We start from the raw sequence: 11,801 nt of genomic DNA, 5'->3' as shown, positions 1-11,801 counted from the left end.
TCCGGACGACAGGGGTGGAAGGCATCAGTCGGGGGCCGAGCAGGGGCCGGGGGAAACCGGGCAGTGGTCCAGTGCGTAGTCCTGCCGCGTGCCTTCGATGAAAGCGCGGTTCAGCGCGTAGGAGGGCGCCAGCCGCCGGGCGATCGTCAGAACCGTGACGTCGGCGGCCCCGGCTGCGGCGAGAGCCGCGGCGGCGGACTGTGCGTGTCCGCCCCGTACCCAAGTGTCCTCCAGCACGCACACATGGCGGCCCGCGACCCCGCCGGGATCGGCGACCGTGAAGTGCCGGGGGTTGAGAAGTCTGCGTACCTGCTCCGGCACGTGCAGCGCGGGAACCAACGGGGCGGGCCGCCAGGCTCGGGGCAAGTGCGCTGTGAGCGCTGCGAGCGGGTGCGGGCCGGGCCGACCGCGCAAGGACGGTACCGTCGTGACCCGGGAGACCGGCATCCGGGATGCCGCATCAAGGCACACGACGTGCCGCAGACCGAACGCGGCCACGAGCAGGGAATTTCCGGGGGCTCACGGAGGACCAGCTGACGGACCTGCTGAGCGATTTCAACGACACACTGGCGGAGCTGGGGGAGCAGCACACAGTTGCGGTCTCGCCATGGTGGTTCGACACGGAGTGCGTGGATGGACGCGAGCTCTACGACGTCCTCTACGAAGGCGGGACGCCACAGGTGGGGCGTGACGCCCGGCTGCGCATGGCCGGCCTGATGGACCGCTGTCCGACGTGGGACACCGAACTGCCCGGCCTGCCCGACCAGGTGGAGATCAGCGAAAACGTCCAGGAGTTGGCCTGGTCCGTCGGATACGCCTGGCTGCACGCGACCCGGGGGCACCACGTCGGATGTCTCGTTTTCCCGACGGCTGACCGGCACGGCTGGCATCCCGTCTCTCCGGTCAAAGGCACCCATGTGGGTTCCGGTTCGGGCCACGTGTACTTCCTGGCGCAGCCGTTGGAACTCCTCGATTTCTGGCGGTCCCTGTTCGCCAAGGAGGACGTTGCGGAAGCGGATTTCTTCGACCGCGCCGAGGATGCTTATCCGGGCCTTGTGTTCGCTGATTCGCTGTCCTTCGGCAAGTTCGACGGTTCGTACGCCGAGATGCGTGACTGGGTGGTGAAGGCGCTGTCCGTGCTGAACGACTATTTCTCGGTCGCCCTGGTGAAACACGCGGGCCAACCCAACGACATTCAGGCAGAGTTGGGGAGCAGAGGGCTCAACCTCTCACCTGAGAGCTCCAAGACGCATGCCAACAGGGGAGCCATGAAACAACGGGATGTCGAGCATGAGGGAGAGGCGTACCGCTGCGAGTGGCACGGCAAGAAGGACGTCAAGCGCAACCGTATCCATTTCAGCCTCCCCGACCCTCGGTTGCAGGGTCGTATCCTGATCGGCATATTCGTCGACCATCTCGACACGTGATGCCTCGACCTGCCGTCGCACGCGCCCGTTGGTGCGCACCCGACTGAGGAACCGCACCCACGATCGAGCTGTCCCGTACCCAGCCGTGCCCGGGACGCGGACGGCCTCCCTCCGGAGGGGGCCGGGGGTTCGTGTGAAGCTCCACGACGACCGAGGCGCATGCTTGGTCTTCGGAGTTGTCCGCCGGCCCGGCTCCGCGTGATGGTCGAATGATCTTGGGGGAGGCCGGAGCTGGGGGGAAGCGGGCTTGTGCGCAGGATCGTGTTCGGACTGCTCGGCACGCTGGATGTGCGGGTCGACGGCGAGCGGATCGCCCTCGGCGGTGCACGGCAGCGGATCGTCCTGACGGCGCTGCTGCTCGCGCCGGACCGCGTGGTCTCCGTGGACGGCCTGATCGAGGCGGTCTGGCACGGCAGGGCGCCGACCACCGCGCGCAACCAGATCGCCATCTGCGTCGGGGCACTCCGCAAGATCTTCAAGGATGCCGCGGGGGCCGACGAACTGATCGTCACCTCGCACCCGGGATACCTCCTCTCCACCGGTGGACACCGCGTGGACGCGCGGGAGTTCGAGGATCTGGCCGGCCGCGCCCGGGACGCCGCCCGGCGCGGGCGGGCGGCCGAGGCCGGCGCCCTGGTGGAGGAGGCGCTCGGCCTGTGGCGCGGCCGCGCCCTGGACGGCATCGAGGGCGAGCCCGCCGAATCGGCCGCGGCCCGCCTGGAGGAACTCCGGCTCGACCTGCGCGAGGAGTGGGCCGGGCTACAGCTCCAGCTCGGCCGGCATCAGGCGCTGATCGGTGAACTGGCCGCGCTGGTACGGGAGAACCCGCTCCGCGAGCAGGCGCGCGGCTTCCTCATGCTGGCCGAGTACCGCTCCGGGCACCGCGCGAAAGCCCTGGAGATCTTCCGGGAGGGGCGCGACATCCTGGTCGGTCAGCTCGGCATCGAGCCCGGCCCCGCGCTGCGGGCCCTGCACGACCTCGTACTCCAGGACTCTCCCGACCTGGCGCAGCCCGCGGTCGACGCCCCGACCGTCCCGGTCACGGCCGTACCCTCCCAACTCCCCGCCAACGCGGCGGCGTTCACCGGCCGCCTGGACGAACTCGCCCGCCTCGACCGGATGCTGGACGACAGCTACGGCTCGCGCCCCCTGGCCGTCGGGGTCGTCGCCGGGGTCGCCGGCGTCGGCAAGACCGCCCTGGCGGTGCACTGGGCCAACCAGGTCGCCGCCCGCTTTCCCGACGGGCGGCTCTTCATCGACCTGCGCGGGTACGACGAGAAGGACGACCCCGTCTCGCCGGGCGCCGCCCTGGACCGGCTGCTGCGTTCCCTGGGCGTGCCCGGCCCGCAGATCCCGGCCGACACCGCCGACCGCGCCGCCCTCTACCGCAGCGTGCTCGACACCCGGCGGATGCTGATCCTGCTCGACAACGCCCGCTCCTTCGAGCAGGTGCGCTCCCTGCTGCCCGGCGCCGGAAGGTGCTGTGTGCTGATCACCAGCAGGGACGCCATCGACGACCTCACCGGTGACTACGACGTACTGCGCCTCGCCCTGCCCACCCTCGCCCCGGGCGAGGCCACCGCGCTGCTCGCCCAGGTGGCCGGGCCCGACCGCTTCACCGCCGATCCGGCCGCCGCGACCCGGCTCAGCGAGCTCTGCGACCGGCTGCCGCTCGCCCTGCGCATCGCGGGGGCCCGCCTCGCCGCCCGCCCGCACTGGTCGCTGCGGTCCCTGGTCGGCCGCCTGGCCGACGAGCGCCGCCGACTCGACGAACTCAGCCCGGGCCAGGGCGGAGTGCGCGCCGGGCTCTGGCTCAGCTACCGCGATCTGGACCCGGCCGCGGCCCGCATGTACCGAAGACTCGGCCTGCTCAACGTCCCCGACTTCGCGGCCTGGGTCGGAGCCTCCGTACTGGACACCGACCTGTGGGCGGCCGAAGACCTCATCGAGCAGCTGGTGGACGCCCAGCTCCTCGAAGCCGTCCCGGGGCCGCCGGGCAGGCCGGCCCGCTACCGCTTCCAGGACCTGCTGCGCCTGTACGCCTGGGAACTCGCGCTCGCCGAGGACGGCGAGGCGGACCGTACCAAGGCCCTGGACAGGGCGTTCGGTGACTGGCTCGCGCTCGCCGAGGAGGCCCACCGCAGGGTCGAGGGGCACGGCGGCCTCGGCCGCAGGCCCGACCGGCCCGCGCTGCCGCAGGCACTGGTCGAGGAACTCCTCGCCGACCCCATGCGATGGTTCGAGGAGGAGCGATCGGCCATGGCCGGGGTCATCGGACAGGCCGCCCAGTCCTCGCAACCGGCCGTCAGCTGGCTGCTCACCGCCGCGGCGACCCCCCTGTTCGAGACCCGGCACTGCCTGGAGGACTGGCAGTCGTGCGCCGAACAGTCGCTGGCCGCCGCGCGAGGCGCCGACGACCGGACGGGTGAGGCGATGATGCTGCGTTCGCTCGGCTCGCTCGCCATCAATCAAAGACGCTACGAGGCCGCCGTGGAACGCCTGGTGCCCGCTCTGCGGCTGTGCGGGGAGACCGGCGACGAATCGGGCGCCGCACGGGTGCGCCGGCTGCTCGGCATCTGCGCCCACTTCGAGGGCGACCTGGACAGCGCCGCCGAGCACTACGAGGCGGCGATGGAGGCCCTGCTGCGGATCGGGGAGGTCCGCAGCGCCCTGCACTCGATGGGCCTGCTGGCCCAGATCGAGAGCCAGCGCGGAAACCTCCCCCACGCCATCGAACTGACCGAGCGGGCCGTGGCCAGAAGCCGTGAGGGCGGCTTCTGGCGGGCCGAGGCGCAGAGCCTTTACTGGCTCGCCGACACGCTGCTGCGCGACGGCCGGACACACGACGCGTGCCGGGCGGGCCGGCAGGTGATCGCGCTGACCCGGGCGGGCGGCGACCGGGTCGGAGAGATGTACGCACTGCGTCTGCTGGGTGAAACCAGTTGGCGCCAGGGCGAGTTGACGCAGGCTCAGGACATGTTGCAGCAGGCCCTCGGTATCGCGGGTGAGCTGTCCGACGACCTGCTGCGGGGGCGGATCGAGATCGACCTCGGGTGTACGGACGCGATGGCGGGCCGGGCCGGGGCAGTGGACCGGTTCGAACGGGCCCGCCAGGCGTTCACGTCGGTCGCCGCCAAGGCCTGGCAGGAGCGTGCCGACCGGCTGATCGCGCTGGTCGAATCGGCCGCACCGGGCGCCCGGGTGTCGGCCGGGCAGTTGGCCGGGTTGCTCGACGGCTGAGCAACTCGGCCGAGCGTGGCGGATGTTGGCCAACTTTGGGGGAGTGCGGGGGGTCGGGCTCCAGAGATTCTCACCGGTAGGTTCCGGGTGCCGGGTGCCGGGTGCCGAGGTGCCGACGCGTCGGGGTGCCGACGTGTCGGGGTGCCGACGTGTCGGGGTGCCGACGTGTCGGGGTGCCGACGTGTCGGGGTGCCGACGTGTCGGGGTGATCGGCGACGGCGAGGCGGCCGGGGCGGTCCGGGGCGGTCCGGGGCGGCCGGGCGGCGGGGCGGCCGGGCGGTCGACGAACGGCTCTCCCATCTCCGGCCGAGGAAATCGATTCAAAATCGGCGGGACACAGCGGCTGGACAAGGTGGGCGCACAGCCGACACCACGCCCACCGTTGAACGGGGAACCATGGACTTCCACCTGCTCGGCCCGGTCGAGGTCAGACGCGCGGGCCAGCGGATCGCGCTCTCGGGTCCGAAGGCGCACACCCTCCTCGCGGCCCTGGTGCTCGCCCGGGGCCGTGTGGTGCCCGACGCCCGGCTGAGCCGTCTGCTCTGGGGCGCCGCCCCGCCCGCGACGATGAGCGCGCAGATCTACACGTACGTCTCGCGGCTGCGCAGACTCCTGGAGCCCGAGGCCACCGTGGAGCGCCGACCGCCCGGCTACGCGCTCAGGACCGGTGACGGCCTGGTGGACATCGTGGAGTACGAGCGTCTCGACCGGCTCGGCCGTCAAGCGCTCCAGGAGCACCGATATGAGGATGCCGGAAACCTGTTGCGGAATGCGCTGGCACTCTGGCAGGGACCCCTGTTGGGGAACGTCACGGAATTCCTCGCGGAGGAAGAGACTCCGCAGTGGGAGGAGGACCGCGCGGCCACGCTGGAGAATCGGATGGAGGCAGAGCTGGCGCTCGGCCGGCACGGACGGATCGTCGCCGAACTGACCCGCCTGGTGGCGGACTTCCCCCTGCGCGAGCGGATGCGGGCCCAGTTGATGACCGCCCTGTACCGCTGCGGCCGCCGGGCCGACGCCCTGCACGTCTTCCACGAGGGCCGCACGGTGCTCGCCGAGCAACTGGGAGTCGACCCCGGCATCGACCTGGCGCACACGCACCAGGCCGTACTGTGCGGCACGTTGGACCTGGATCTGGACCTGGACCTGGACCCGGGCAGGGGCAGGGTCGTGGACCGGGGCCGGGTCGTGGACTTGGGTCCGGAGCCCGATGGGCGGAGGACTGCGAACCTGGCCGCCGTCCACACCGCCGAGCCCGAGCCGGCCGCCCTTCGGCCGCCCTTCGGCGCGTCCGTGGTCCGCGCCCCCGCCATGCTGCCGCCCGCCACCGCCGGATTCACCGGCCGAGCCCGGGAACTCGCCGCTCTGCGCCGTCTGCTCACTCCCGACGGCCGCGCGACGCCCCGCCGCTGTCTGATCACCGGCATGACCGGCATCGGCAAGACCGCACTGGCCGTGCACGCCGCGCACGAGAACCGCGGGCACTTCCCCGATGGCCAGCTCTACGCGGACCTCGCCGCGCCGGACGGCACCGCCAAGGACCCCCGCGACATCCTGGCCCACCTGCTGCGCGCGCTGGGCGAGCAGCCTTCCGGGGCGGTCCCGTACGACCTCGACGAACTCGTCCGCGTCTATCGCACCAGCATGGCGGGACGCCGGATCCTGGTCCTGCTCGACAACGCGACGGACGGCCGCCGGCTCGCCCCGCTCCTGCCGTCCGGTGCGGAGGCGGCCGTGCTGGTCACCGGGCGCGCCCCGCTCGCCGTCACCGTGGGAGCCGTCACCCTCGGCGTCGAACCCTTGAGCCCCGAGGAGTCCGTCGATCTGCTCGCCGCCACGGCGGGCAGGGCCCGCACGGAAGCCGAGCCCGGCGCCGCGCGCGCGATCGCCGACCACTGCGCGGGACTGCCGCTCGCGCTGCGCCTCGCGGGAGCCCGGCTCGCCGCCCGGTCCCACTGGTCGCTCGCCCGGCTGGCCGCCCGGCTCGCCGAAACCGACACCAGACTCCACGAACTCTCTTTCGGAGAGATGGAGTTGACGGCCTCCTTGGCGAACTGGCTCGCGCACACCGACGAGGAGAGCCGACGCCTCCTGGCCCGCCTGTCGGCGCTCGGCGCGCGGCCGTTCTCCGCCGCCTCGGCCGCCGCCGTGCTCGGGCTGCCCGACCGGCGTGCCGAGGACCTGGTGGAGCGGCTCGCCGACGGGGCGCTCCTGGAGATCGTCCGCCCGATGAGCGAGGCCGATGCCGGGACAGGCGCCCCTGCCGCCTTCCCTCACCCCTTCCACCCCCTCTACCGCTTCCACCCCCTCGTACTGCTGTACGTCCAGTCCCTGCCCGTGGGCCGTCCTGCACGGGTCACGCTGGTCCAGGCCGGCTGAGCGCCGGACGGCTGATCTCAACTACGGTTCTCTGCATCTGAGTTGCGGCATATCCGGAGACACTCCGTACGCGAGGGCGGCAGATGGTCTCGGGGCGCACCCCCACGCCCCGCCCCGGCGGCCCCCGTACGCCACGGTCCACGCATGTCGGTTCCTACCCGTTCACTGGCGAGACCCGGCGAAATCGAGCGCGCGGGTGCGCAGCGCGAGCCGGGCCGGTACGAGACTGGAGACGAGTGCGAGGACGAGCCCGGCCGTCGCGGCCGCCGCGATCGCCGGCCAGGGCAGGCCCAGCGAGAGCGGCGAACCGGCGTCCAGGATGCGGCGGTTGACGAGCATCAGGGTGGCGGCCTGGGTGCCCGTGGTGACGAGCAGCGCGAGCACGGTGGCGGTTGCCGCGGTGAGCACCGCCTCCATGCCCACCATGGAGAGGACCTGGCGGTCGTTGCCGCCGGTCAGACGCAGGGTGGCGAAGTCGCGCAGCCGGTCGCCGGTGGACATCGTCATCGTGTTGACGATCGCGATCAGCGCGTAGAGCAGCGCGGGCCCCAGGATCGCGAGCATCGCGACCCAGTCGGACCGGGCCCGCGGGTCGTTGTCGCCGCTGCCCCAGGCAGCGGCCGGTGTGACCTTGGTGCCCGCGGCCTCGGGCGCCGCGCCTTGGCGGGTGGAGACGTAGGCCGCGGTGGGCTGCGGGTCTCCGCTCAGATGGCCGGCCACCGCGGCGTACGGAAGGAGGACCTCGGAGAGGCTCAACGGCGTCCTGACCACGGCGACCAGCGTCAGGGTCGCCGGTGTTCCGTCGGCGAGCGAGGCGGTGAGGCGGTCGCCCACCTGCCAGCCGTTGGAACGGGCGAGCGCCTCGGAAACGGCCACCGTGGATCCGCGGAGGCGGCCCAGCGAACCGGAATCCGTGGGGAGCTTCCACGTGATGGCCGCGTCCCCGTCGATCGCGGTCGCCGCGATGGTGCCCGAAGTGGCCCCGGCGGAGGCGGAGTTGACGCCGTCGAGGCCGGTGAGCAGCGTGGTGCGGACCGTGGTGGTGTGAGCGCCGGGCAGCGCCCGCAGTTGTCCTACCGCGCCCGCCGGAAGGGTCGCCCCGCTCTCGGGCTCGACGACGTACTGGGCGCTGAGGACCGCCCGGGACTGGATGCTCCGGGCATCCCCGAAGGTCAGGGTGGAGCCGACCACCGTGCCGGTGAGGCCGACCACCAGGAACATCGGGGTCGCCGTGGAAACGGTCCGCCGGACCGCCTTGAGGGCGTTCTGCCGGGCCAGCAGGCCCACCGCGCCGGACGCAAGCGGCACCGGCAGGGTGAGCAGCCGCACCAGCGGCGGCACGAGCAGTGGAGCGAACAGGGCGACCGCCATGATCGCCATCACGTCAATGAGCAGCGACCACACCGGCATGTTCTGCGGATCGCGCAACTGCGGATCGTGTTGCATCGCGGTCGGCATGGTCAGGAACAGGAGCAGTACGGCGGCGAAGACCACCAGGTACCCGACGGCCCACAGCCAGCGGCCGAGCGTCATCACCCTGCCGTCCACCGCAGCGTCGCCGAGCGCCTCCACCGGCCGGACCCGGCCGGCCCGACGGGCCGCCGCGGCGGCGCCGAGCACCGCGACGGCGATCTCGACGGCGGCGGCGACGAGCAGCGGACCGGCACCCGGGTCCACGGTGAAGCCCTCGGGGGCGGCGCCCCGCGACACCAGCCAGCGCGCGAACAGCGGTGCCACTCCGAGGCCGAGCAGAGCGCCGCACACCGAGGCGACCAGCGAGACGACGACCGCCTCACCGAGCACGAGCGACCGGACCTGCCGGGGCGTCGCACCCACCGCCCGCAGCAGCGCGGTCTCGCGCCGCCGACCGGCGACCGCGAAGGCGAACGTGGACGCCACGACGAAGACGGACACGAAGCCGGACATTCCGGCCATGAAAATGAGCAGCTTCTTCAGGGACGGCGCCGACGGGTCGTCGTTCTCAAGCCCCGCCGAGGTGCTGACCAGCAGCCCCGCCGCGGCGATCAGCGCCACGCCCAGGGTGAGCGCGACGAACGAGCCGACGAAGCCGAGCCACCGTTTGCGCAGGGTGGCGACCGCCACCGGAATCAGCAGGCCGAACTCGCCCATCACCGGCCCCCGTTCGTGCCGACCGGCTGCGACTGCGCGCCGGCCTCCAGCCGCGCCATGTGCTCGGCGACCCGCTGGACCGTCGGCCGGTGCATCTCGTCGGTGAGCCGGCCGTCGACGAGGAAGACCACCCGGTCCGCATAGGAGGCGGCGACCGGGTCGTGCGTCACCATGATCGTGGTCTGACCCTGCTCATCCACCAGGGCACGCAGCAACTCCAGGACCGTACGGCTGGAGCCGCTGTCCAGGGCGCCGGTCGGCTCATCCGCGAACAGCACCTTCGGCCGAGTGATCAAAGCGCGGGCGATGGCCACCCGCTGCTGCTGGCCGCCCGACATCTGCGAGGGCAGGTGCCCGCCGCGCTCGCCCAGGCCGACCTGCGTGAGCGCGGCCCGTACCTCGGCCGCCCGGGGGCGGCGCCCCGCGAGCCGCAGCGGCAGCCCCACGTTCTGCTCGGCGGTCAGCGCGCCCAGCAGATTGAACGCCTGGAAGATGAAGCCGATCCGGTCCCGGCGCAGTTCGGTGAGCGCCCTCTCACCGAGCGGGCCCAGCTCGACGCCGTCCACGACCACCCGGCCGGCGTCGGGCCGGTCGAGACCGGCCGCACACTGCAACAGGGTGCTCTTGCCCGAGCCCGAAGGGCCCATGACCGCGGTGAAGGTCGTGCGGTCGAAACCGACCGTGATCCCGTCGAGGGCGCGCACCGCCGCCGACGATCCGGACGCGTAACACCTGCTGACCTGTTCGAGCCTGACTGCCTGGTCGTTTTCCATGCCTCAACGCCTGTCAAGTGATGTCGTGCGGGTCGGATGAACTCATGCGCCGGGCACGGCAGTTCAGCACCCGCCCGACTGGGCCGAGAGATCTTCCCGAGGTCGCCCGTTCCATAGGGAGCGCCGGCCGGGCCGGTCAGGAACGCACCGGCGAGGTGAGTACCGGCGCGGAAGGCTCCGGCGCGGAAGCGGGCCGGAGCCGCCAGTCTCGCCCCGGGAACCTGCCGAGATCTACGAAATTCCTGTACGCCGCTCGCGTCACGACTGCGGGTGTCCTATAGGGCCCTGGCTGAGGCGGGCGGAGGAGAGCTGAGGGGGCCAAGGAGGCCGGGGGAGTTGAGGGGGCCAAGGGAGGCCGCGGGAGCTGAGGGACTCGGGCACTCCTGGGCGGCGGACCCGAAGGATGGATGACCGCAGCCGGCCTCGGCAGGGCAGGAGGAGGCCCATCGTGCCCCGCCGAGGCCGCATCCCGCGGGCTCACCCCGTGCAGACCTGAACGCACCGACCTACACGTGCTGGTGGAGGCGAATCTCGGGACGGCTGCCGTCGGCGTCGGCGGGTACGGAAAGGGCCGCGGCCCAGGTGTCCGGCACGGCCAGGTCCGTCACCACCCAGGACGAGGGCGTTCCGGGCACCCCGGTGGCCACGACGGCGGGGCCGGAGTGTTCCGGCCGGGTCTCGACGATGGTGAGATCGGTGGCGATCCCGACCCCGACCGCTTTGAGTACGGCTTCCTTACGCGTCCAGCAGCGCAGGAAGGCCCGGGTGCGGGCCGCACCCTCCTCGATGCCGAGCACGACGTGGCGCTCGGACTCGGTCAGGGTGGAGGAGGCGAGGTCCGCGACCGAGAAGTCCCGTACGGCCTCCACGTCCACGCCCACCGGAACACGGGCCACGGCGAGCATGCCGCAGCTGTGGGTGTGCGAAATGCTGATCCACAGGGGTGTGGCCGGGGCGAGGACCGCTGGCGGACCGTGCAACGGGTCGCCGCAGCCCGGACAGGGCCGACGCCCCAGGCGTATCTCCTCGGGCGCCACATCGAGCAGCCCGGAGAGGATCCGGCGGCTCGCCGCCCGCGCCGCGACGAAGCTCACCGCGCTCCGCTGGTGCACGAACCGCGCGGCACGAGCGCGTTCCTCGTTGCTGAGCAGCGCCAGATCGGTCGGAGCTACGGGGCCGTCTCCCGTACGCCACCACCAGGCGTGCGCGACGGCGGTGTTGGTCTCAAGGATCAAGGTCACGAAGGAACGCTACCGCCTCGAAGGAGGCGGGGGCCGGGGTTTAAGTTGACGCGGGAAGTTCTGGTCCGTAAGGTTCTTCGGGTTGCCACGGAGCCGTATCGGTTCTGCGACAACCGTCCGCCGCAGATTCTGCGGCACCCCAACTCAGCACGATCTCCCGCCCGGGATGAATTTCGGTATGCCGGAATTCTATTCGGTCGGACCGGAAGACTCGATTATGAATCGGCCGGGGAAATCCGCTAGAGTTCGGGACGTCGGAACGGCCCAACGGCCGGGAGGGCAACCCCACTCGACGGGGAATCGGACACGAAAGAGTCTGATAGAGTCGGGAACACGAAATACCGAAGGGAAGCGCCCGGAGGAAAGCCCGAGAGGGTGAGTACAAAGGAAGCGTCCGTTCCTTGAGAACTCAACAGCGTGCCAAAAGTCAACGCCAGATTGACAACCCCGTATCCGCTCCGGCGGATCGAGGTTCCTTTGAAAAGTCCTGTCGGTCCTTGTGACCGGCAGGCGACAACACAGCGAGGACGCTGTGGACGGGCCGCCTTATTCCGGTGGTTCCGTCCCGCTCTTACGTGATGTGTGCACCCGATTACGGGTAAACATTCATG

At 71.7% G+C, this 11,801-nt stretch carries 7 protein-coding genes; 3 read left to right on the top strand and 4 right to left on the bottom strand.

What is annotated here, in order from left to right:
- Nucleotides 1-24: 24 nt before the first annotated feature.
- Nucleotides 25-321 carry a hypothetical protein gene (locus ACFYNP_RS20765; RefSeq protein ID WP_388787058.1) on the bottom strand — a complete coding sequence of 99 codons (297 nt, stop codon included), beginning with the start codon at nt 319-321 and terminating at the stop codon, nt 25-27.
- 308 nt (nt 322-629) lie between these two features.
- Between ACFYNP_RS20765 and ACFYNP_RS20760 the strand changes: the two genes are divergently transcribed.
- The 3 genes from ACFYNP_RS20760 to ACFYNP_RS20750 all read left to right on the top strand — a co-directional run bounded on the left by ACFYNP_RS20760 (nt 630) and on the right by ACFYNP_RS20750 (nt 7,046).
- The gene (locus ACFYNP_RS20760; RefSeq protein ID WP_388787055.1) at nt 630-1,427 is read left to right on the top strand and encodes a hypothetical protein; all 798 of its coding nucleotides are present in this window, start codon (nt 630-632) and stop codon (nt 1,425-1,427) included.
- A gap of 249 nt (nt 1,428-1,676) precedes the next feature.
- Nucleotides 1,677-4,667, top strand: a complete 2,991-nt coding sequence (locus tag ACFYNP_RS20755) for a BTAD domain-containing putative transcriptional regulator (protein WP_388787053.1) — start codon at nt 1,677-1,679, stop codon at nt 4,665-4,667.
- Between the two features lie 396 nt (nt 4,668-5,063).
- Entirely contained in the window at nt 5,064-7,046 is a 1,983-nt protein-coding gene (locus tag ACFYNP_RS20750) for a BTAD domain-containing putative transcriptional regulator (RefSeq protein ID WP_388787050.1), read from the top strand.
- Nucleotides 7,047-7,208: 162 nt separating this feature from the next.
- Here ACFYNP_RS20750 and ACFYNP_RS20745 read toward each other — a convergent pair whose 3' ends face one another.
- The 3 genes from ACFYNP_RS20745 to ACFYNP_RS20735 form a co-directional block, all read right to left on the bottom strand.
- On the bottom strand, nt 7,209-9,176 hold the full coding sequence (locus tag ACFYNP_RS20745) for an FtsX-like permease family protein (protein WP_388787048.1): 1,968 nt from the start codon (nt 9,174-9,176) through the stop codon (nt 7,209-7,211).
- On the bottom strand, nt 9,176-9,949 hold the full coding sequence (locus ACFYNP_RS20740) for an ABC transporter ATP-binding protein (protein ID WP_388787045.1): 774 nt from the start codon (nt 9,947-9,949) through the stop codon (nt 9,176-9,178). The genes ACFYNP_RS20745 and ACFYNP_RS20740 overlap by 1 nt, the downstream gene beginning before the upstream one ends.
- A gap of 506 nt (nt 9,950-10,455) precedes the next feature.
- On the bottom strand, nt 10,456-11,190 hold the full coding sequence (locus tag ACFYNP_RS20735) for a 4'-phosphopantetheinyl transferase family protein (RefSeq protein WP_388787042.1): 735 nt from the start codon (nt 11,188-11,190) through the stop codon (nt 10,456-10,458).
- Nucleotides 11,191-11,801: the final 611 nt, after the last annotated feature.

The sequence above is a fragment of the Streptomyces sp. NPDC006691 genome (assembly GCF_042869955.1).
GTDB lineage: Bacteria > Actinomycetota > Actinomycetes > Streptomycetales > Streptomycetaceae > Streptomyces.
The sequence above is the reverse complement of the archived record's forward strand: the minus strand, read 5'-3'. Positions and strand labels throughout refer to the sequence as shown.